At 40.0% G+C, this 21111-nt stretch carries 20 protein-coding genes and 1 tRNA gene; 10 read left to right on the top strand and 11 right to left on the bottom strand.

Going from position 1 to position 21111, the window contains the following annotated elements:
- The first annotated feature begins 3 nt into the window (after positions 1–3).
- Positions 4–1485: an aminotransferase-like domain-containing protein gene (locus WH223_RS18210; protein ID WP_340049286.1), complete on the top strand. Its 1482-nt coding sequence runs from the start codon at positions 4–6 to the stop codon at positions 1483–1485.
- Here WH223_RS18210 and WH223_RS18205 read toward each other — a convergent pair.
- Entirely contained in the window at positions 1482–2423 is a 942-nt protein-coding gene (locus WH223_RS18205) for a zinc dependent phospholipase C family protein (protein ID WP_340049285.1), read from the bottom strand. The genes WH223_RS18210 and WH223_RS18205 overlap by 4 nt on opposite strands.
- 160 nt (positions 2424–2583) lie before the next feature.
- Here WH223_RS18205 and WH223_RS18200 point away from each other — a divergent pair, with 160 nt between their 5' ends.
- The 4 genes from WH223_RS18200 (at position 2584) to WH223_RS18185 (ending at position 6033) form a co-directional block, all read left to right on the top strand.
- On the top strand, positions 2584–3570 hold the full coding sequence (locus WH223_RS18200) for a glycosyltransferase family protein (RefSeq protein WP_340049284.1): 987 nt from the start codon (positions 2584–2586) through the stop codon (positions 3568–3570).
- The gene (locus WH223_RS18195) at positions 3570–4313 is read left to right on the top strand and encodes an FKBP-type peptidyl-prolyl cis-trans isomerase (RefSeq protein ID WP_340049283.1); all 744 of its coding nucleotides are present in this window, start codon (positions 3570–3572) and stop codon (positions 4311–4313) included. Before WH223_RS18200 ends, WH223_RS18195 begins: the two co-directional genes overlap by 1 nt.
- On the top strand, positions 4300–5205 hold the full coding sequence (locus tag WH223_RS18190; RefSeq protein ID WP_340049282.1) for an aldo/keto reductase: 906 nt from the start codon (positions 4300–4302) through the stop codon (positions 5203–5205). Before WH223_RS18195 ends, WH223_RS18190 begins: the two co-directional genes overlap by 14 nt.
- 117 nt (positions 5206–5322) lie before the next feature.
- On the top strand, positions 5323–6033 hold the full coding sequence (locus tag WH223_RS18185) for a pirin family protein (protein WP_340049281.1): 711 nt from the start codon (positions 5323–5325) through the stop codon (positions 6031–6033).
- A gap of 74 nt (positions 6034–6107) precedes the next feature.
- Here the strand turns inward: WH223_RS18185 and WH223_RS18180 are convergent, their stop codons facing one another.
- Positions 6108–8114, bottom strand: coding sequence for a M13 family metallopeptidase (locus tag WH223_RS18180; protein WP_340049280.1), 2007 nt, complete (start codon positions 8112–8114; stop codon positions 6108–6110).
- Between the two features lie 71 nt (positions 8115–8185).
- Here WH223_RS18180 and WH223_RS18175 point away from each other — a divergent pair, with 71 nt between their 5' ends.
- From WH223_RS18175 to WH223_RS18165, 3 genes are read left to right on the top strand one after another with little or no spacing between them, the layout of a single operon-like run.
- Positions 8186–8878 carry a hypothetical protein gene (locus WH223_RS18175; protein ID WP_340049279.1) on the top strand — a complete coding sequence of 231 codons (693 nt, stop codon included), beginning with the start codon at positions 8186–8188 and terminating at the stop codon, positions 8876–8878.
- Positions 8835–9206, top strand: a complete 372-nt coding sequence (locus WH223_RS18170; RefSeq protein ID WP_340049278.1) for a hypothetical protein — start codon at positions 8835–8837, stop codon at positions 9204–9206. Before WH223_RS18175 ends, WH223_RS18170 begins: the two co-directional genes overlap by 44 nt.
- On the top strand, positions 9196–10410 hold the full coding sequence (locus WH223_RS18165) for an oxygenase MpaB family protein (protein WP_340049277.1): 1215 nt from the start codon (positions 9196–9198) through the stop codon (positions 10408–10410). The genes WH223_RS18170 and WH223_RS18165 overlap by 11 nt, the downstream gene beginning before the upstream one ends.
- A 64-nt stretch (positions 10411–10474) precedes the next feature.
- On the opposite strand, the gene WH223_RS18160 is transcribed toward WH223_RS18165, so the two are convergent.
- The 7 genes from WH223_RS18160 to WH223_RS18130 form a co-directional block, all read right to left on the bottom strand.
- A complete protein-coding gene (locus WH223_RS18160) occupies positions 10475–11245 on the bottom strand; it encodes a murein L,D-transpeptidase catalytic domain family protein (protein WP_340049276.1) in 771 nt (256 codons plus the stop codon).
- A 113-nt stretch (positions 11246–11358) separates the two neighbouring features.
- A complete protein-coding gene (locus tag WH223_RS18155) occupies positions 11359–12396 on the bottom strand; it encodes a L,D-transpeptidase (RefSeq protein WP_340049275.1) in 1038 nt (345 codons plus the stop codon).
- Positions 12397–12604: 208 nt separating this feature from the next.
- Entirely contained in the window at positions 12605–13402 is a 798-nt protein-coding gene (locus tag WH223_RS18150; protein ID WP_340049274.1) for a S1/P1 nuclease, read from the bottom strand.
- Positions 13403–13504: 102 nt separating this feature from the next.
- Positions 13505–13969 (bottom strand): DUF4268 domain-containing protein, encoded by a 465-nt coding sequence (locus tag WH223_RS18145; protein WP_340049273.1) that lies wholly within the window; start codon positions 13967–13969, stop codon positions 13505–13507.
- A gap of 178 nt (positions 13970–14147) precedes the next feature.
- Positions 14148–14221: transfer RNA gene (locus WH223_RS18140), tRNA-Ala, on the bottom strand.
- Positions 14212–14532, bottom strand: a complete 321-nt coding sequence (locus tag WH223_RS18135) for a hypothetical protein (RefSeq protein WP_340049272.1) — start codon at positions 14530–14532, stop codon at positions 14212–14214. Before WH223_RS18135 ends, WH223_RS18140 begins: the two co-directional genes overlap by 10 nt.
- Before the next feature lie 71 nt (positions 14533–14603).
- Entirely contained in the window at positions 14604–15881 is a 1278-nt protein-coding gene (locus WH223_RS18130) for an OmpA family protein (protein ID WP_340049271.1), read from the bottom strand.
- Between the two features lie 210 nt (positions 15882–16091).
- Here WH223_RS18130 and WH223_RS18125 point away from each other — a divergent pair, with 210 nt between their 5' ends.
- Together WH223_RS18125 and WH223_RS18120 are read left to right on the top strand one after the other, a co-directional pair.
- Positions 16092–17504: an alkaline phosphatase gene (locus tag WH223_RS18125; protein ID WP_340049270.1), complete on the top strand. Its 1413-nt coding sequence runs from the start codon at positions 16092–16094 to the stop codon at positions 17502–17504.
- Positions 17505–18462: 958 nt separating this feature from the next.
- Positions 18463–18771, top strand: coding sequence for a hypothetical protein (locus WH223_RS18120; RefSeq protein WP_340049268.1), 309 nt, complete (start codon positions 18463–18465; stop codon positions 18769–18771).
- Here WH223_RS18120 and WH223_RS18115 read toward each other — a convergent pair.
- Positions 18768–19106 carry a hypothetical protein gene (locus WH223_RS18115; protein ID WP_340049267.1) on the bottom strand — a complete coding sequence of 113 codons (339 nt, stop codon included), beginning with the start codon at positions 19104–19106 and terminating at the stop codon, positions 18768–18770. The two genes, WH223_RS18120 and WH223_RS18115, sit on opposite strands and share 4 nt — an antisense overlap.
- A 53-nt stretch (positions 19107–19159) precedes the next feature.
- The gene (locus WH223_RS18110) at positions 19160–21073 is read right to left on the bottom strand and encodes an ABC-F family ATP-binding cassette domain-containing protein (RefSeq protein WP_340049266.1); all 1914 of its coding nucleotides are present in this window, start codon (positions 21071–21073) and stop codon (positions 19160–19162) included.
- Between the last annotated feature and the right edge of the window lie 38 nt (positions 21074–21111).

Genomic DNA, 21111 nt, shown 5'->3' with positions numbered 1-21111 from the left:
AATATGAGTAGTCCGGTTGAGATTTTGTTGCAAAGCATTGTGAAGTTGGATCGCAAGTTGTTGGTGCCTATGTATTTACAGGCTGTTCAGCAGCTTGTGAACGCCATACAGCGTGGTTATTTATTAGTAGGTACTCGTCTGCCGGGTACCCGTGTATTCAGTGACTTGCTTGGTGTACACCGTAAAACAGTGGTCGCTATATATGCAGAGCTGGAGGCGCAAGGTTGGGTAGAGGTGCGCCCAAATAAAGGGACTTTTGTTATTGAGCAGGGGCAGGATAGTTTTGTGGATCGGGGACAGGCGCAGCTGACGGCTTTAGCAAAGTATCCTAAAGAAACAGGGTACAGCTTTCGTAAATCTAATATTCTGGATAACCCGTTTGAATATACCAACTGCTCGTATAGTTTTAACGATGGGGTGCCCGATATACGTTTGACACAACTGCAACAGCTGAGTAGTGCTTATAGCGCTTCATTAAAACGTAAGAGTAATCGCAAGCGGTTGAGCGCTTATCATCAAGAAGGAAGTGAATATTTTAAGGAGCAACTGAGCAATTACCTTAATCTGAGTCGAGGTCTACATATTGAGAAAGAGAATTTGTTAATCACGCGAAGCGCAGAGATGAGTTTGTATATTATCTCTCAGATTTTATTAAACCCTGGCGACATTGTTTTAGTAGGGCAGCTAAGCATGTTTACGGTGAACATGGTTTTTCAAAAAATGGGAGCGACGATACGTACGATTCCAATCGATGAGGAAGGAATTGATGTCGATTATATCCGAGCGCATTTTAGTCCCGGCGACATCCGTTTGATTTATATAACCCCGCATCATCATTACCCCACGACGGTTACGTTATCGGCGCAACGCAGAATTGCCTTGTTGCAGCTGGCTCGAGCTTACGGTTTCGTGATTGTGGAGGATGATTTCGATTATGATTTTCAGTATGAGAAAGCACATATGATGCCCTTGGCTAGTGCTGATCAAGATGGGATGGTAATTTATGTAGGTTCATTTGGGAAGTCTTTAGCTCCTGCTTTTCGAACGGGTTTTGTGGTGGCTCCACATACCATTATGGTGGAGATGCAGAAGTATCTCGGTATTATCGATAGGCAGGGCGATGTGGTGATGGAGTATGCTTTGGGTGAAATGATTGAAGAAGGAGAGATTCATCGACACCTGAAGAAGTCGTTAAAAGTATACCGCGAGCGTCGAGATTATTTTTGTAAAGTACTCGTAGAAAATCTCAATGAGGTCGTCACCTTTCAGGTTCCTTCTGGGGGGCTGGCCTTGTGGACCAATTGGAGTCGTGATATATCGCTGTATAAATTAGCCTCCAATTGTGCTAAGGATGATCTGCTAATTCCTAAAACATTGCTGTATCAAAATCAGCATGTATCCGCCATGCGCTTAGGTTTTGGACACCTCAACGAACAGGAGATGGATATTGTAGTGCAGATTTTGAAGAAGAATATCTACGCTTAGTGCCATTCCTCACGTCCTAGTATTTTCCTGTCTAGCACTTTTTTTTCAGAAGCCGCTGTGGGCTCTTTGTAGCCAGAGCGAAGTATCGGTTGTCCGGCGTCTACCCAAGCGGAATACCAGTATGAAGCTATTCGTTGTATCGATAGGCGTAGCCTTGCTTGCACCATTCCCTTTAGGCGTTCATGATAAGCATGGGCGTAAGCGTCGGAGTAGGTAAGTATGGTGATATTTGCCCTGTTGATGTAGCTTTTCTGCATAGATGAAGGAAAAGTTTTGGACAGCTCTTTCTCGATTTCCAAGACTTCCTCCACCAAAGCATTGCTTTCATGTACTATAGTCCAAGCAAGTTCTTGCGTATTCTCAATGTAGGTTGCTCGGCCAACAGCAAGTTTATAGCTCTTCGCAAACTGCTCGGGCAGCCTGCTCTCCCAAAAGGAATGAATACCCATCTGTCCTGTTAATTGTCCATTGTAGTTCATCGTGGTATGTAATGGGACATGCGCATCAGCGATATAATGACCGATATCAGCAGCTTTATTTATTATTTGCGCTGCATCGTTTTTGATGAATGCTTGGACAAGCTGTTGATATGTTATTTGTATTTGCCAAGGAACAATCCCATGCTTGCGAAGTTGTCGCTCTCCATATTTCTCGCGGGCTTTTGACCAGTACAAAGGAATATTATCTACAATACTTTTCTCATAGCGATCCAAGTCAATATAGTGACGAGGTGGCTCTAAGCTATCGGTGTAGCATCTTTTGTCCGCATTAATTGCTTTTTCACGTATTAACTTACGATGTTCTTTGAAGAAAATAGATAGGGGTGGAGGTAGACTATAGACCGCGTGTTCATTGATTAGCTTATGTGCGTAAAAGCCCCAAGCGCTTAGGCTGAAGCAAGCTAAGGAGGCCACGATGGAGAGGATGAGCCTTTTCATAGTGCATAGGTTTAAGGTGTGTTTCGGGAATTGTAATATATTTATTTTACCCCAATAAACCAAGCTATTTATTTAGGTATAATTTTTGGGGATTACCTTGATTATGGCGATTAATACAGTTTAAATTGCTATTTTGGACTAGCAAAAAGAGTAAGCGATTATGAAAATATTGTACGCAGTACAAGGTACGGGTAATGGTCATTTATGTAGGGCACTTGATATCATCCCCGCACTAAAAAAGTTTGGTGAGGTTGATGTATTAGTTAGTGGAATACAGGCAGATATCGGATTGCCTTTTGATGTGAAATATAAACTGCATGGTCTAAGCTTTATTTTCGGTAAGTCGGGCGGAGTCGATTTATGGCGCACCTTTATGAGTTCTACGGTACGTAAGTTTATCCAAGAGATTAACAGCCTGCCTGTTGAGAACTACGATCTTATCATCAATGATTTTGAGCCTATCTCTGCTTGGGCCTGCCAGTCGAGGGATATCCCTTGTGTCGGGTTGAGCCATCAGATAGCGGCTTTAGACGCTGCGAGCCCCAAATCGGAAGAATCAGATATGTTGGGTAAGTTCATTATGAAAAACTATGCTCCATCGAGCAGCTCCTACGGTTTTCATTTCAAAAGCTATAGCAACCAGATTTTTACACCGGTTATTCGACAGTCTATTCGAGAATTGGATCCACAAGATAAAGGGCATTATACCGTGTATTTGCCCGCTTATGATGATGCACATCTTCTTAAGAACTTAGCTAAATTTCCTGATGTCAAATGGGATGTTTACTCTAAGCACAATAAGCGTCCTTTTACAGTGAAGAACGTATCTATTAACCCTATTCAAAGTGATACGTTTGTGAAAAGTATGGCCAATTCTTCGGGCGTGCTATGTGGTGCTGGGTTTGAGACACCTGCTGAGGCATTATTTCTTGGTAAGAAGCTTTTGGTTGTACCCATGAAAAATCAATATGAGCAGCATCTAAATGCGGCGGCACTCGAACAAATGGGCGTTCCTGTTATTTTCAACCTCAAGAAGAAAAATGATTATGCCATTGAGTCGTGGCTAAATAGTGAAACAAAAATTACCGTAGATTACCCGGATAATACACAAGAAATAATATCATCGATAGTAGAGAAACATAAATAATGAATACATATTTTAAAATCGCTGCCGCTTTAATGTTGGCGACAGGCGTGCAAACGACAACAACTTTTGCACAAGTAAAAAAAACAAATAAGGCTGCGCCGGCAAAGAAAACCACGACACAAGCGCCCGTGCGTAAAGTCGCTGTCGATTCTGTTTCTTACGCTTTAGGCATGGATGTCGCGAAGTCTTTTTCTACAAGTGGGCTTCCCTTGAATTCTCAAAGTTTTATACAAGGGATGGAGGCTGTTTTACAAAATAAAACAACGTTATTTGGCGAAGAGGAAAAAATGCAAATCATCCGTGCCGCATTTACCAAAGCTTCCGAAGTTAAGGCCGCTGGATTGAAAAAAGAAGAACAAGCTTTCTTTGACACCTTGAAGAACAACCCAAAAGTGAAGCTTTTGCAGGATGGCTTATATTATGAGGTTTTGACGGAAGGTACAGGCGCTAAGCCTACCATGGAGGATGAAGTCAATGTACATTACAAAGGAGCCTTAGCCAACGGAAAGGTATTCGATAGTTCTTACGACCGTGGTCGTCCTATTGATTTGTCATTGGCGCAGGTTATTCGTGGTTGGCAGATTGGTATTCCATTGATGTCAGTAGGTTCTAAATATCGTTTATACATTCCTTCAGCTTTAGGCTATGGTGAGCGTGGTGCCGGTGCTAATATTCCGCCATACAGCGCTTTAGTGTTTGATATTGAGCTTTTGGGAATTAAAGGGCAAGATGCAACAAAGTAAACTCGGAAATACCGATTTATGGGTATCACGAATCAGCTTGGGTATGATGTCATTGAAAGGTGGCTCAACGATGCTGAATACACGCATCATTCAAGAGGCCTACCATCAAGGTGTAAACTACTTTGATACGGCAGACTTGTATGAACGCGGGCTGAATGAAGATATGCTTGGACAGGTGTTACACCCTGTTCGTGATAAAGTAGTTTTAGCAACAAAGGTTGGTAATCAATGGAACTCCGACGGGCAGACATGGAACTGGAAGGCCAGTAAACCTTATATCATCAAGACGGTAGAGGCTTCCTTATCTCGATTGAAAACCGATTATATTGACCTTTATCAGCTGCATGGTGGCATGATTGAGGACCCTATCGATGAGCTAATCGAGGCATTTGAGCTTCTAAAGAAACAAGGTAAGATTCGTTATTATGGACTGTCATCCATCCGTCCTAATGTGATTAAGGCTTATGCCGAGCGCGCTAACATCGCCTCAGTGATGATGCCTTATAGTTTGTTGGATAGGAGAGCAGAAGCGCTATTCCCTTTATTGCAGCGCAAACAGATTGCTGTAGTCGCTCGGGGCGCACTTGCTCAAGGTCTGTTGCTGGATAAACCCGCAGACAACTATTTGCAGTTACGCTCTAGTGAGGTTAGCCATGCTCGCAAGCAGGTTGACCGCCTCGCTGAGCATTTGGGCGTAGACACTATGACTATCGTTTTATCCTACGTTTTGTCAAATCCACTTGTTGCAACGGCAGCTTTGGGGATACGCACCTTAGCGCAGCTGCATGAATTGCAGCCAGCGATAGCACAGCTACGCACCTTGACGGCCGCAGAGCGCGCGAGTTTAGAGCTGGGGTTACGTAGGCTAGAGTTTACAGATCATCTGCTGTAGGAGCTTTCTTATCCTATGTTAACGGTGGGTTCATTTTGTGGCCTTACCTTTGTAGCATATTCAAAGTAAAGGAGCTATACTGCTTCCTTATGGTTAGAAATTGTTAAGGTAAATATTATGACAAAATTTGTTTTTCACCCTGCAGATTCTCGTGGAGAGGCCAATCACGGTTGGTTACAATCTAGACATACGTTTAGTTTTGCGAATTATTTTGATGAAGATCGTATGCATTTTGGTGCGCTTCGCGTATTGAATGACGATATAGTAGCTGGTGGTATGGGCTTTGGTCGACACCCGCACGATAATATGGAGATTATCTCCATTCCGTTAGTAGGCGATTTAGAGCATCAAGATAGCATGGGCAATAGTGGTGTTATACGCCAAGGTGATGTGCAGGTGATGAGTGCTGGAACGGGCGTTACACACAGTGAATATAATAAAAGTAAAGAAGATGAGGTTCGCTTTTTGCAGATTTGGGTTATCCCTAATGAGCGTGATGTAGAACCTCGCTACGATCAGCTTTATTTCGATGAAGCGGGAAGACATAATACTTTTCAACAGATTGTTTCTCCAAATCCAGAAGATAAAAGCTTGTGGATTCATCAAGATGCTTGGTTTCACTTAGCATCCTTTGATAAAGGAGTAACGAAAACATACACGTTTAAAGGTGAAAATACAGGTTTGTATATATTCAATTTAAGCGGTAGTTTAAATGTTGAAGGACAACTTTTGCATACACGCGATGGATTAGGCATCAGCGGGACAAAAGAAGTGAAGATAGAGGCCAATTCAGCGGCTCAATTCTTATTGATGGAAGTTCCTTTATAATATTTAAGGCCTTTGATTAATCAAAAAAGGGATGCTTATGAAGCATCCCTTTTCTATTTATACGTGGTGATAGACTACCAAATTTTGATACGATCTTCTTTAGCTTTGTAAAGCTTGTCACCTGGTTTGGTGTTAAAAGCTTCATGGAAAGCATCTAAGTTGATGATCGGCGCAAAAGCACGGTACTGTGCTGGTGAGTGCGGATCTGTTTTCACTTGATTGATTACAAATTCATCTGTAGTTTTTGTTCTCCAGATGGTTGCCCATGAAAGGAAGAAACGTTGCTCTTGTGTGAATCCGTCGATTAATCCTGGGTTTCCTTTATCTTTAAGGTATGCTTTTAAGGCGTCGAACGCAACAGAAGAACCACCTAAGTCACCAATGTTTTCACCTAATGTGAAACGACCATTTACGAATACACCTGGTACTGGCTCGAAAGCCTCAAATTGCGCAACTAATGCATTTGCTGCTTTTTCGAATTTCTCTTTATCAGCAGGAGTCCACCAGTTATTTAAGTTACCATTACCATCATACTGTGATCCTGAGTCATCAAAACCATGTGAAAGCTCGTGACCGATTACAGCACCAATTCCACCGAAGTTTACAGCAGCGTCTGCTTTGTAATCATAGAATGGAGGTTGTAAGATTGCCGCAGGGAATACAATTTCGTTGTATAAAGGACTGTAGTATGCATTAACCGTTTGTGGCGTCATGCCCCATTCTGTTTTGTCTACAGGTTTACCTTGTTTCGCTAAGTTCTCTTGGAAAGACCATTGGCTTAAGTTTTTGATGTTCTCAAACAATGAAGTACCTACGTTTAATTTTGAGTAGTCTTTCCATTTATTGGTGTAACCAATTTTCACTTTGAACTTCGATAGTTTCTCTAAAGCTTTAACTTTCGTTTCAGCTGACATCCAATCTAAGTCTTCAATGTGTGTACGGAAAGAACCAATTAAGTATTGTACCATTTCCTCACAAGCAGCTTTTGCTTCAGGTGGGAAATTCTCTTTTACATATAGTTTACCTAATAGTTCACCTGCTGTGCCGTTAACAAATTCTAAACCACGTTTATCTAAAGCACGTTGTTCTTTTTGTCCACGTAAAAGCTTACCGTAGAAGTCGAAAGAAAGCTCATCCAATTCCTTTGTCAAGTAGCCTGTCGCTCCGTTCATTACGCCGAACTTCAAGTACTCTTTAATTTGTGGAAGGTTCTTTTGGTTAATGATTTGGTCTAGATTCTCGTAGTATTTCAACTCACCGATGATAACGGTATCAGCTGTAAAGCCTAAAGTTTTGATATACTTAGCTACATCTACATTTTTAACCATCTTACCCAAGTCCTTTACTGCAACTGGATTGTAGCGTTTTTGTGCATCACGCGACTCTTCAATAGTTTTTAGGTAAGATGCTATTTGCTTCTCGAATGCTAAAACTTTAGGACCTTTAAGGTCTCTTGTTTTAGGGTCTATCTTGCCGTACAAGCTAGAAATGAACGAGCTGTATTGACCTAATGTTTCGGTGTTTTTCTCATCTACTTTTTGGTAGTATGAACGACCTAAACCAAGACCGCCACCGCCTAAATAAACAGCGTTGATATCGCTATTTTTCATGTGTGCCGATACGTAAGCGCCAAAGAAAGGGTTTTTACCCTCTGGGCCTACTTCTACTAGGTAGTTGTATAGGTCATTTACATTTTGAATAGCATCAATCTTTTTCAAGTAAGGTTGAATAGGGCTTGTACCCAATTGGTCTCTTTTTGCGAAATCGATGTATGATTTGTACAAGTCAGCAATTTTTTGACCGTCGGTACCATGTGCAAACTTTTGGCTTAAAGATTCTTTTAAGATTTGTAGAACAGTGTTGTCTGTATTTTCTCTTAATTCGTCGAATGAACCCCAACGAGCTTTGTCAGATGGAATTTCTACTGTTTTCATCCAGTTTCCATTCACGTAGTTGTAGAAGTCATCTTGTGGACGAACGCTTTTGTCCATGTAGGATTGATTAATGGCTTGATGTGTTTGCGCGGAGCTATAGCCTCCAGCAGCAACTAGCATCGTAGCCATTGCAAGTATTTTTCTCATATGCATTTAGTTTTTTGTCTACACAAACATAATAAAAGAAGTTTGGAAAAAATGTAAAGCTATTGTGTCAAATGCCTAGATTTTTTACTTATTTTGTTTATATGCTATGGTCTATTGATGGTTTTGATGTAGAGATTCTCTTGCAGCAAGAAGAAGGAGTGCGCGTGCTACAGTGGGATGCTACGGCAAGGGTAGTAGCTGTGCAGGCCACCTTACCGAAGGAGGAGGCCATCTGGTGTATACGCAAGTTATCCGCTGATGCTGTGTTCGTTGAACAAGAAATTCGAATGGATAGGTTTGACATTTTCGATCGTAGCTGGCCACTTAAAATTTCCTCCCACCGTATAAAGCCATATTTTAATAACCATATTTTGCATGCTTATGTAGCGGATAAAGGCCTTTCGGCCGTGCAACGGGATCGATTAATACAGGAAATTTTACAGGAGCGACTGCTGGTTATGGTGGGTAATTGGGAAGAGCGACTTTCTTGCTTAATTCCGAATGTTGCTTTTCGTAAACTTAAAACAAATCCTTATTCTATTTGTCTTAAGAAAAAGTTGATTACCTTCGATAAAAATCTACATCGGTTAAAGATGGAGGTGTTAGATTATGGCGTTTTTTTAGCCATTTCTACTTATGAAAATTTATCGGAAAAGACGTTACTTTCATTGCGGGAGCGGCATTTTCCGCTGTATAAAAATTATGATAAAGTTTTAGCTTATGAATACGGACTCGGCGATAGCGATAAAACTAGATATACCTAACTTTTTGTTTCCGGAGATCATTGATCGTCCGCAACTTTTTTATGATCTTTTGATGCCCCAGCAACTGGATGATCTTAAAGGCTTTCTATTTGATTTGCTTCAAGATAAAGATGGAAGCCCCGAGTTTGACGATTTTGAAGTTCACGCCGTTAAATTCGATAGTTCTACACAGGAAGGTTCTTTCCGATTGAAATTTACCATCAATAGACGGTTCTGCTGCGCAGATAGTACCGCTTGTCAGATGGATTATTTAGATTTTAATTTTTCCTATGTGAAAGAGTGTGTCGTGGCACGAGCAAATTATTTTAATTGGAACCTTGATAACTAAACCTAAATTGGAGGCACCATTCAGATATAAACATAATACGTCTTCTTTTGCTCATTATTGGTCGGCAGGAGCAGGAGTTGAGTTGTTGCATAAATTGGACAAAAACTTGGACCTTAAGGAAGCTGAAGCGTATATTCCATTGCTTTTTAAAAGCGATGATCTTGCGGATAAGTTGGTGGAGGAGGTTCATCTTAAGTTTGGTTTTGCAGCAGGCCATCGTATGCTTATAGACTATTTAGAAAATAGAACGCTCGCACAATATGTTCGTTTTATTTTTGATGATTTCTTTGCTAAGATTGATTTAGAGCCTAATTGGGTAGATTGGGACTTGCTAGCCGTAGGGCAGCGTTTGTGCCAACGTGGAGGATTGACCTCCCTCATTGTGTTGCGCGACTATTGCTTAATGGGGGGCTATGAATCAGCCGCCATAAATAAACCATTAATCTATACAGGAGCCTTAGAAAAAGGTGCCGTTCGTAGATTGAGCGATACGGTCGAGTTTTGGGTACAGATCACGAAGCCTGGAAATATTCATTACCGAAAGGAGGGCTTCAAGCAGATTGTACGTACGCGTATCATGCATGCGTTATCACGGAAGCATATTCAGAAGAAAACAGATTGGGATGAGTCTAGCTGGGGAAAGCCTTTGAATACATGGGATATGCTGGCTACGCATCTCGGTTTTACACAAGTCTTCTTGGTTGGTTTACGCAAGATGGGGCTGGAACCGACAAAAGAGGAGGTAGCTGGATTATTTCATTTCTGGAAGTATGTGAGCCATCTACTGGGGGTTCCGTTGGAGCTTTTAGCTGATAACGAGGAGGAGGCTATCGAGCAGCTATACTATTGGACGATGACCCAGCGTGAGGGCGATGCCGATAGCAAGAGCCTGGCACATGCTCTTCAGGAGGAACCGATACACGCTTTTTATCCAAAAACAGCTTTGATGCGTAAGATGATGCGCGAGATTCATCTTTTCTATAACCATTACCTATTGGGGGATTATTCTTGCTCCTTATTAGGTCTTTCGAAGACGACAATCGGTAGGTTGGCTGTCGCCAATATTTGGCGCAATCGTAAGCATGAAAAATTAATAGTGGAAGGGGCTGACCGTCAAATTTATATTGACGCAGGAGCGTTGGAACAGGAAAATGTACGTAAGCTGTATGAGAAGTTTAACAGGCAGGCGCCGCGCGGTAGCTAATGCTATTTAATAAACAGAAAAGCCTCCTAATGATTCATTAGGAGGCTTTATTTTTTCTACAACTTTAATTTAAGTTTTTCAAATCTGTAGACTCTAATCTATCATGTTGTGCTAACATGGTCGTCGATCCTTGATTAATAATTTTTGTTTTTGCAAGGTATTCCTTGTTTTTCGCATAGATGTAGAGTAACGTTCCGTTTTTTATTGTGTTAATGATTGGTTTTGTAAGTTCACGTGGCAGGGCTGGACAGCCGTAGCTACGGCCAAGTCTTCCTGTGCTTTGAATAATTTGTTGACTCACATAGTCTGCACCATGGATGACAACCGCTCTAGCCTTCGCTTGATCATTGATACCACCTTCAAGTCCGTTAAGTACTAAAGAGTAGCCATTTCCACCTTGGTAGGTATTGGCGGTACTATAGAACCCTAGTGAGCTTTGGTATGATCCTTCTCTGTTGGAAAAGGAAACAGCATATTTCTCTCCCGAATTTCGACCATGCGACACTAAAGTATGGTAAAGTACTTTATGGTTCTGCATATCTAAAACAACCATTCTTTTTTCTGTAGAGGGCTGGGTAAAGTCAATAATGCTTAAGATGTTTTTATTTGCGGGTTGCAGTTGTTGGTACCCTTGGAATGCTTGTTCAAAAGCTTCATACGGGAGGATATTCTCCAAATTCATGGTTGTGTATAAGCTTTCTGCTTCCGATTTTTTATTAACAGGTGCTGCGGCTACTTTAGTGTTTTCACGATGCGGGTTTTTAGATTGACCCGTCATCGGAACGTAATTAAGAAATAAAAATGCAGCCAACAGCACGAGGACTAAACTACGCATATTTTATATATTTTAATTCGATGCAAATTTAATAGTAATTTGATGGTCAAACTGTTAAAGTTTTGTTAAGAGACTTTTTATGGCTGTTTATTGACTTTTTATGGCCTTTATTGTTAATCAATAACTACAAAAAGTGCATTAAAGGTCTTCGTCCAGTTGTAAACATGTTTAGCATGGGATGAGGCATTTCGTACACACATATGTGAGCGCGGCGTCGTTCCCAATGACCAGCTGTATTCCACAATAGCTCCCTGCGGATTGTTCACGGGAACACCATGTATATAGGCTCCATTCGTAAATCGATTGGCATAAGGCGCGTAACCTTCAATGGTTGTTGTACCATCACCATAGTAGAACATCTTTGATTTTTTCTCTTGTAAAACAAAGGTTCCTACGGGAGTCTCTTGCGCATACGGAGGGTTGTGTCTACCTGTTGTCGCTGGGTTCATACTACGGATAAGCCATTTGCCGGGGCTTTCACGTTCCAAGGTCATGATGTTCTGGTTTGTAACATCTACAATTACTACTTTGTAGAAAGTCACACTATCACCAATTGTTTTTACATAGCGCTTCGGAACTTCCCACTCTCCATCCAAAGAGATTCCAGCAAAGCGTACCATGTCTATGGTGTCACTGCTTAGCAGCTGTACTAAGGAGCCATCACGCCCATATATGGTTGGTGTTTTTGTTTCGCCAAGAAGGTATAAAGGTGCCGATTGGTAACGTTCCGTGTTTAAACTATCGGATATGCGTGTGTAGGCATCACGGTGATAGCTTTTAACGAGCGGTGCCTCTCTATTTTTATTCTTATAGTTTTGAAGTACAGCATAATTCTTTTTTTCCTGCTGAAAATTCTCTATCCAGGCTAGTTTTTCCTTTATTTTATCCATTTGGAAAACGCGCGTTTTCTTCTGATAAGGATAGCTATCCTCCAGCGTATGCTGATCGTAGAGGAACGATTTGCTTAACGTTATATCGGCTGCTGTTTTCGGAATAATTTTTTTAGCCTCTTCGGCTAATTTTTTTGCAAGGGCTATAGAATCGGCACTATTTTGCGCTGTTACCTCGATTTTGTTTTTTTCTGCCGGCTGTGCGCAGGCTAAGAATGCTAAACATAACGATGGTAAAAATAACTTCAAGTTAATTACCATATGTTAAATAAAGAAGTGATAAATATTTTGCATGATTCTAATATACGAAAATGTTTGATAATTGATTTATCATCAGCTGTATTATCGCTATTGTTGTAGCCGATAAGCTAAAGAAGTAGTGGTTTCTTTATAGGAAATAAAAAGCTATATAATAACTAAGCCCCCAAAATCATTGATCTTGGGGGCTTAATTATATTTTGGACTTTACTTATTTACCGTAAATGTCGTTCAATTCGTGTGCTAGTCGGATACCCGCTTTTAATAAACAAGCTTCCATAATGTACTTGTATTTATAGCCATACTCGTAACGTAGGTTTGCATTTTTAGCAACATCATCGTAAATAGCATTCGCTAATTCGTGCGATTCATACAACCATTGCTCTAAGCTTGTGTTTGTAAATTGCTTGTAGTAGCTAGCATTGTAAATATCCAATACACGTGCATATTCTGTGAAGCTGTACTGCTCGCCATCAACAAGGTCAGAATCCCATACGCGGTGAATATTTGACTTTCTACCAAAAAAATCTACTTCAATCTTGTTGCCCCCTAAATCTTCAGCACGGCTAACGTGCATCGGCTGGTGGGCATCACCTAAAAGGTGGATGATGAAATATAAATTTTGCTGTTGGTCTTTTAAAGAGCCTGTTTTTTGCTGTGCTTCTGCTTTAATTCTTTTGTAGCTTTTGTACAGATTGTGTTCTGGACTAGCGCCTAAAGCAGCAACAAAGTCATCGTAATTAAGGTTGGCTTCTGTATTCACGAAGTGCGATGAACCTGTACGGTTTAAAGCTGGATCTGGATCCGACTTAATAAAGTCTGCCCAGTTGGACCAATACGCTAATTTTTGGTTACCAATGATTTTTTGAATGTTTTTTTTCGCTTTGTTGTTTAAGTGGTTTTCAGCGATCTCTGCTACTACACGGTGGCCAGTCAATCCCCAAGCGTTTACCGCTTGATATTGTAAGGCTAAGAAGCAGATGAAAACAAGTTTACATAGATTTCTCATGCGTTAAAATAAATTTTTATCGTTGGGGCAAAGTTAAGTAACTTATTCTGGCTTTTACCTACAATTTTTCGTAGATATGCCTGCTTTGTTTTCTATAAAATGCTAGCGAAATAGGTCGAACGCATACTTCGCATCAGACCAAAAGCTATCAAGCGCAAGCATGCGCGGCTTAAAAAACTGAATGAGCGCAGGCCAGTCTTCTTGTTTAAATACGGATACTTTGTGTGGAAATACGATGCCAATACGTGCCGTTTGTTTTCCGTAGGCATCGTGATAGATAGCATCCCATTCCCAAGGTTCATTTAGCGCATCTTCAAATATTGTTTTGAACGCTACAAATTGTTCATAGATAAGCTCTCGTATTCCTGCATCGGGATGGTTGATTTCCACATATATGCTCGCCGATTTGTTATCTGCATCCATGCGGAAAAAGATATGCTTGATGCCTGTTTTGTAATTAACCCAATTGGCTTTCGTTCCTTCTTCGGATAAGTTTAATGACATGAATTGCCCAAAACTGGTCCAAAATTGTTCTTTTAGCTTTTTAGCTTCCTCTCTTGTATACAATTGTTTTTTTTACAAAAATAGGTATTTATAGGGAATTAGGTATTTATGATTCCGCAAACAATTTTTAGTAGGAATAGTGCTCCGCATTAGGTGAGGTCGACGGCGTTAGTAAGCCCTGCTTGATGCAAAAAAATAAGCCCTTAAACAGGGTATGTTTAAGGGCTTATTTTTTGTTATGTGGAGAATATCGGAGTCGAACCGATGACCTTTTGGCTGCCAGCCAAACGCTCTAGCCAGCTGAGCTAATCCCCCTTTTGCTGTGCAAATATAATATTTAGCATGGAATAATCAAGAGTGGTTTCCGAAATTATTAGCCCGGTGATTTCTAGCAAATCATCGTTGCTGATGCGGTTGCCAATACCCGCATTAAAAGCCTGTAAAAGTAGGAGGGCAGCATCTTCACGTTCGGCCGTCGCGATGAGGTCACTACCTTCGTAGAAGTTGACCAACGAGGTAGCTAAAGCGATAAATTTATCAAGGGTAAAGGCTATTTTCTCTTGGATTGTATAGCGCATATAGCGTTCAAAATCCCCAATAATCATTTCTTTTTGTTGTGCTGTCATCTTGCACAAAAATAAGGTTTCATAACAAAAAAGCACCATGAATGGTGCTTTTTCGTCGTAAAAGGGTTTTATTATTTACGAATGCTGATGGATACTCTCCTATCTTTAATGCGGTCAGATTCTGGAGCTGAAGCTTCATACTTAGCAAACTCTGAACCATAGCCTTCAGCACCTGCTACTTGAGCACCTAGGCCTTGCTCTGTTAAATATTTTTTTACAGACTCCGCACGCTCATTCGATATCTTCTTGTTAACGGCTTCATTTCCTGTTTTGTCCGTGTAGCCTCCGATTTTTAGCTTAACATCTGGAAATGCTTTTAATATAGCAGCGATGTTGGCTAACTGTGGGCGACTCTCTGGAAGGATAGTTGCCGTTCCTGTTTCAAAGTTTAGGTTGTCAAAGTCAAACCATTTGTCTTTTAAGTCTGCCTCTGATAAATTTTTATAATCGCCTGATTGAAGGAATTTAATCAGTTGATCTTCAATGCCACCTGTCCATGCCGATAGATCTTGTCCATTCGGAAGTTTAAGACTCACGTTTTCGCGCGATGGGGCTGTTGCTGTAAGGCTTGAGGTGTCTACTGTATTTACATGTACAGTTGTGTCTGCGACAGGCTTATCAGCGCTCCCGCATCCTTTACCAAATAATAACCAAGCCGCAATAAGAATTAATGGGATAAGTAGCCACCAAAGACCACCGCCTTTTTTTTCCTTTTCGATGACATGTTTTACTTGTGTTGCTGTTGGTATTTCGTGTGCTGCTTTAGATATTGTTTTTGTAGCACTGTCGACAAGGTCTTTAGCACCTTTGCCTAATCCACTTAGGCTACCAAGACCCAAACTCGCTAGGCCTAAGCCTGAAGGAAGAGCCGATAGAAGGCTGTCTTTGTTGCTGTCTAATAAGGAAGAGATACTCGATGCATCCCAGTTTGTACCTTTGTTAGTGATGCTTGAGAATACAGCTGGTAAGCTGACGCCCAATAGTTTCGTGATGGAGTCTCCTTTAATGCCAAAAAAACCGGAAAGGGAGCTTACAATTCCTGTCAACGCACCGCCACCAAAAATACTACCTAGAAGGTCATGGCTTGCTGTGCCCTCTTTGCTGCTATCGTCTGATTCGAAGAAACTATTGATGTTAAAGTTACCGAAGTTGAATAGATGTTTTGCTTTATCAAGGATGCCTGATAACCCCGACTGTCCCTGGCTCTGCAAGCCCAGGAGTACCGCTGGAATGATAGCGTCTAAACCTTTTTTTACATTATCTGGGTTTTCACCCGTATTGCTACTGAGTAGGTGAAGGATTTCATCGTTAAAGAAACCCTTTGCTGAATTTAATAATAGATTTTCCATAATTTTTTAGTATATTATTATAATGGAACAAATCCTTAAGTCTTTTGTTTTGTGTCTCTTATAAAAATAGATTTTACCTTTTTGATGATTCATTCTACGTGTTAAATACGTAGTTTAGTAGTTATTTTGGGTTGATTGCTTATTCAAGCATGATTTTAACATAGAGTTTATATTAGCCTTTTATATTTGTGGCTTAACAAACTGTTACTTATGAAAAAAATAACCACTTTACTTTGTCTTTTTCTTTTCCATATTGTTGTTTTTGGACAACAGAAGCCTAAATACATTTTCTTTATGATAGGTGATGGAATGGGGCTTAATCAAATTAATTTAACAGAGATCTTTCTTGCTGCGCAAGAAGATAGAAATACCGTTTTCCCACTTTCTTTCTCTACTTTTCCGTACGCTACTTTTGCCACTTCTTATTCGTTGTCGCACGGTGTGACCGATTCTGCAGCAGGGGGAACTGCATTGGCTGTTGGTAAGAAAACTAAAAACGGTGTCTTAGCGATGGATAGCTCGGCAATAGAATCTTACCGTAGCATAGCTTATGCTGCTAAAGAGGCAGGAATGAAGGTTGGTATTACCACCTCCGTGAGTATCGACCATGCGACACCAGCATCGTTCTATGCTAATCAGCCAGACCGTAATATGTACTATGAAATCGGTCAGGATTTAATACGTTCTAATTTTGATTTTTTTGCAGGTTCTGGATTCTTAAAGCCTACAACAAGTTATAAGGATGAAACGGTGCCTTCACTTTTTCCTCAGTTTGAGAAAGCAGGCTACCAGTTGGCTTATGGTTTAGCAGATTTTAATAAGATTGCTAATCCAGGAAAGAAGACAATTCTGATGGATAAAAAGGGTACAGATCCTGAAGCTTTAAAATTTGCTATTGATCAGGAGCCTGGTGATTTGAATTTGGCAGAGATTACTGATGCAGCGATAAAGTCGTTGACCTACAAGAATGATAAAGGCTTTTTCTTAATGGTTGAAGGTGGAAAAATCGACTGGTCATCACATGCGAATGATGCTACGACGACGGTTAGAGAAATGTTGGACTTTAATGAAGCCGTGAAACGTGCGTATAGCTTCTACCTAAAACATCCTAAAGAGACACTTATTTTAGTAACGGCGGATCATGAAACGGGCGGTGTTATCGTTGGTAATGGTAGTAGCCGTTTGAACACAAAAATATTAGCAAATCAAAAACTATCGTTGGGCGAGTTATCTAAGGTGGTTAGCAACTACCGTTTATCAACGGAAAATGCATCATGGGATGCTGTTAAAGAGTTGCTGAGCACTAATTTAGGCTTATTTGGTACTGTTAAAGTAAGTAAAGAGGATGAAGAAGCACTTTTTAAAATCTATCAAAAGAGCTTTATCGCACATGAAGAGGCTACCACAAAGAGTTTATATGCTACCGATGAAAAGTTAGCCGCAGAAGCTATCAAGATATTAAACAAAGTAGGATCTGTGGCTTGGGCCTCAGGCAACCATTCCGCAGCTTACATTCCTGTTTTTGCAATAGGGGCAGGTGCTGAAGCCTATTCTCATAAAATGGAAAATACAGATATCCCGAAGAAGATGGCCAAAGCAGCTGGCTTGTCTTTACAAAAGTAAAGGCGTCATATTTTAAGTTTTCGGATTACTTATTCTACTAAATAGAGCCTTGTTTATGCTAGGCTCTATTTTTATATACTGTATAGCGTTCTTGTTTTTAACCCCTCTTTGGTCGAAGATGACGCCTGGTACATGGCTTTTTAAATAAGTTTTGATTGTGTTTGTTTTTTTGTAAATTGTCTACTGATTATAAAGCTAAAAGACTTAGTCCTTAATTCTTTTTTTTAAGCTGTAGAAAGTAAATGTATGAATTGTCGTTAGGAGCGTGATTGTTTGTTTTTCGGTCAAGATGTCCATAGATAAGTCGCTACGTTATGTTTTTAACAGGTTAGTGTCGTTTTGATTTGGGCGGCCCTATATATTTTACTATGCCTAAGAATGGGATGCTATTACGCGTCATTTCTTAAGAAATTTGAAATATATCTGCTTCATAGTAAATAGGTTGTTTATTTTCTTTATAAGAACTTGTTTTCTTATTTGTTAAAAAAGAAATAATTGCTGTCTTTTGCAGCACAAATGAAAATGCAAGATGCTTGTTAAGCTGGTGGTTGCGTTTCATAATTATGAACTTTGTATATACTGTTTTTAAAACAAATAAATGTTTTAACTGTTTGTTTTATAGATTTTTGCATTTATTTTTTTTGTGCAAAAAAATAAATTTTAGGTTTTTATTTGAAAAATATGCGCTTGTTGTCTAACTAGACAGAATTTATTGTTTTGTTTTTAGAAAAAAAATTTCAAAATGTAAGTTAATATCTACATTTTTTTAATATCTTCAAGCATTATTTATTATGAGGCTAACCATCATGTTAACTGGCTCAACGCTTGTTTTATATGATTTTTTTTATGCATGTTTAATTTATTTTAAGAGCGATGTCCAAAACAATTATCTTAATTAGCATTGACGTATCTTTCGAGATACAACAAAAATTAGAGGTTAAATTTAACTTTTTAGATCATGGTCTATAGATATAGGGTAATTGAAACGCTACACTTGTTGGAGGATATTAGAAATCAAGTGTTTGTGCAGTTGGTTAATCTTGCGTCAGACGGAGAATTGAGAGAAACAATGGAGTTGTTTGAGGAAGGAGACTATTATACCTTTGAATTAGATCATTTTGAAAACTTAAATGATGTTAATGTAAACAAGCTTCTCAGTTTATGTAAGGAATTGGAAGTTATCTTTGAAAGTATTCAGAATATGAATGCTGTTCGCCTAGAAGAAATACAGCGAGGTGAGGATACCTCGCCTTATGAAGGTTATTAGTTTGTTAAGTTGCTTTTATCGCCAAAGGTTACCATAACCATACCAACGATAATAATTAGTGATCCAATTATTTGAACCCACGAGAGGGGTTGTTTAAAAAAAACAGACATGGCTATTTGTACCGTTAGGAATGTTCCTCCGGAGCATAATGCTATTACAATAGGTTGAGGTACTGTTTTAAATAATTGAACTAGAAACCAGCTTGCCAAGATAAGGATGACATTGCCGGCGATAAGTAATTTCCACTGTTGCTTAGGGTAGATGCCTCCATACTTAAATAGTATGCTGGAAACAATTTGACAAAGCCAAAAGCTGACAAAAAAGAGGATTTTCATAGGTTTAAATATTGAAAAGAGGATGTTCGTATGGCGAACATCCTCTTTTTATGTTAAGCTTCTAAAGTCATTATTTCTTCAGCGAGATTTTCCCACTGTTCTTGAAGTTGATCAAATTCTGCTTTTGTACTGTTATAATTGCGCGTTACTTCTTGCAGTTTTACAGCATCAGCATAGATGTCTTCATTGGCAAGGTCTATTTCTAGCGCTTTTACAAGTTGCTCTTTTTCGGCAATCTTCTGCTCTAAGGCCGAAAGCTCCTTATTCTTGCGTAGCAATATTTTCTTCGTGTCGTCTGAAGGCTGTACTTTCTCCTTTTTAGGCTCTTCTTTAACAACCTTTTTCTCTACTTTCTTTTCTAATTTCGGAACACGCTTTGCTTGCCAAATTTCGTATTCTTCATAAGTGCCAGGATACTCTTTAATCTCCATATCTTCGATAAACCAAATTTTGTTGGCTATGTTATCTAAGAAATAACGATCGTGAGAAACGACAATTACTGTACCCTCATATTGCTGGATAGCTTGGATAAGGATGTTTACGGAAGCCATATCCAAGTGATTGGTAGGCTCATCGAGCACCAAGAAGTTGGCATCAGCAGTAAGTGCTTTAGCAAGTGCTACGCGTGATTTCTCACCACCAGAAAGCACCTTGATTTTCTTAAAGACATCGTCGCCCGTAAATAAGAAACAGCCTAGAATCGAGCGTAGCTCCGTTTCTGTATGTTTCGGAGCGAAATTTACAAGCTCTTGCAGGATGGAGTTTTCTAAATGTAGCGACTCCAATTGGTGCTGCGCAAAGAAGGTTTGCGAAACATTATGCCCTTTGGTACTCGTACCTGTATATGCATTGTCGGCATCAGCAACAATACGTAATAGCGTAGACTTTCCTTTACCATTCGCACCGATAAGGGCTATTTTATCACCTTTTTCAATGATGGCGCTGGTATCGCGTAGAATTTCAAGATTCGGGTATGACTTCGAAACATGCTCTACGGTCACGACATGGCGGCCAGAAGGTTTCGAAAATTTAAAGCTGAAGTTCACCTCTGGGTTATCATCATCGATGTCTTCCACTTTCTCCATACGGTCTAAAGCCTTGATGCGTGATTGCACCATTTTGGCTTTGCTGGCCTTTGAACGGAAGCGCTCGATTAAGCGCTCTTCTTGCTTTATCTTTGCCTGCTGATTTTTGAACATATTGCTCTGAATCTCGCCGCGCAAGGATTTCTCTTCGATATAGAACGTGTAGTTTCCAGCGTAGACATTTAACTTGCCTTTGCGTGATTCAACCGTTTTATTGATGATTTTATCCAAGAAGTACCTATCGTGCGATACGATAACAATAGCACCTTCGAAGGATTGTAAGTACGTTTCCAACCATTTGATAGAGGGTAAGTCTAAGTGGTTGGTAGGCTCATCCAGCAATAGGATGTCAGGCGCTTGAAGTAAAATGCGTGCCAGCATAACGCGCATACGCCATCCCCCAGAGAAGGTAGCTAAAGGTCTTTTTTGCTCTTCTTCAGAAAAACCTAATCCGGCTAATATTTCATTAGCACGAAACTCGATATTGTAGCCGTCTAAGGCTTCAAATTCCATTTGTTTATCGCTCAGCTTATTGAGGATTTCATCGGAATAATCTGTTTCCAGCTTCTGTAAAAGCACTTCTATTTCTGCATGTAGCTGGTTTTGGCGCTCAAAGGCTTCCATGGCTACATGTACAATATTTTTGTCGGAGTGGTAGGAGAGCAAATCCTGATTCAGGTAGCCTATCTTTAGGTCTTTCGCCATAGAGATGGTGCCTGAGGTTGGTTTATAGTCACCAACAATCAGTTTCAATAATGTTGATTTTCCAGCACCATTGGCACCAATTAATCCGGCTTTATCGCCCGGTTTAATATGCCAGTTTGCTTCGTCGTATAGGGCTCTCGAACCAATTTCGAAAGTTAAATTATTAATTGATATCATTTGCTACAAAAGTAATGATAATTTCTGCTTCTTTGGCT

This window comes from Sphingobacterium sp. MYb382, from assembly GCF_037572665.1.
Classification (GTDB): Bacteria; Bacteroidota; Bacteroidia; order Sphingobacteriales; family Sphingobacteriaceae; genus Sphingobacterium.
This window is presented reverse-complemented; position numbering and strand designations above follow the sequence as displayed.

What these genes read in the sequence shown, in the direction of transcription:
- WH223_RS18110 (WP_340049266.1), bottom strand. Translation starts at nt 21,073, where the DNA reads ATGATATCAATTAATAATTTAACTTTCGAAATTGGTTCGAGAGCCCTA.
- WH223_RS18175 (WP_340049279.1), top strand. Translation starts at nt 8,186, where the DNA reads ATGCCTAGATTTTTTACTTATTTTGTTTATATGCTATGGTCTATTGAT.
- WH223_RS18170 (WP_340049278.1), top strand. Translation starts at nt 8,835, where the DNA reads ATGAATACGGACTCGGCGATAGCGATAAAACTAGATATACCTAACTTT.
- WH223_RS18115 (WP_340049267.1), bottom strand. Translation starts at nt 19,106, where the DNA reads ATGAAAATCCTCTTTTTTGTCAGCTTTTGGCTTTGTCAAATTGTTTCC.
- WH223_RS18150 (WP_340049274.1), bottom strand. Translation starts at nt 13,402, where the DNA reads ATGAGAAATCTATGTAAACTTGTTTTCATCTGCTTCTTAGCCTTACAA.
- WH223_RS18200 (WP_340049284.1), top strand. Translation starts at nt 2,584, where the DNA reads ATGAAAATATTGTACGCAGTACAAGGTACGGGTAATGGTCATTTATGT.
- WH223_RS18205 (WP_340049285.1), bottom strand. Translation starts at nt 2,423, where the DNA reads ATGAAAAGGCTCATCCTCTCCATCGTGGCCTCCTTAGCTTGCTTCAGC.
- WH223_RS18130 (WP_340049271.1), bottom strand. Translation starts at nt 15,881, where the DNA reads ATGGAAAATCTATTATTAAATTCAGCAAAGGGTTTCTTTAACGATGAA.
- WH223_RS18120 (WP_340049268.1), top strand. Translation starts at nt 18,463, where the DNA reads ATGGTCTATAGATATAGGGTAATTGAAACGCTACACTTGTTGGAGGAT.
- WH223_RS18185 (WP_340049281.1), top strand. Translation starts at nt 5,323, where the DNA reads ATGACAAAATTTGTTTTTCACCCTGCAGATTCTCGTGGAGAGGCCAAT.
- WH223_RS18125 (WP_340049270.1), top strand. Translation starts at nt 16,092, where the DNA reads ATGAAAAAAATAACCACTTTACTTTGTCTTTTTCTTTTCCATATTGTT.
- WH223_RS18195 (WP_340049283.1), top strand. Translation starts at nt 3,570, where the DNA reads ATGAATACATATTTTAAAATCGCTGCCGCTTTAATGTTGGCGACAGGC.
- WH223_RS18135 (WP_340049272.1), bottom strand. Translation starts at nt 14,532, where the DNA reads ATGACAGCACAACAAAAAGAAATGATTATTGGGGATTTTGAACGCTAT.
- WH223_RS18210 (WP_340049286.1), top strand. Translation starts at nt 4, where the DNA reads ATGAGTAGTCCGGTTGAGATTTTGTTGCAAAGCATTGTGAAGTTGGAT.
- WH223_RS18180 (WP_340049280.1), bottom strand. Translation starts at nt 8,114, where the DNA reads ATGAGAAAAATACTTGCAATGGCTACGATGCTAGTTGCTGCTGGAGGC.
- WH223_RS18155 (WP_340049275.1), bottom strand. Translation starts at nt 12,396, where the DNA reads ATGGTAATTAACTTGAAGTTATTTTTACCATCGTTATGTTTAGCATTC.
- WH223_RS18190 (WP_340049282.1), top strand. Translation starts at nt 4,300, where the DNA reads ATGCAACAAAGTAAACTCGGAAATACCGATTTATGGGTATCACGAATC.
- WH223_RS18160 (WP_340049276.1), bottom strand. Translation starts at nt 11,245, where the DNA reads ATGCGTAGTTTAGTCCTCGTGCTGTTGGCTGCATTTTTATTTCTTAAT.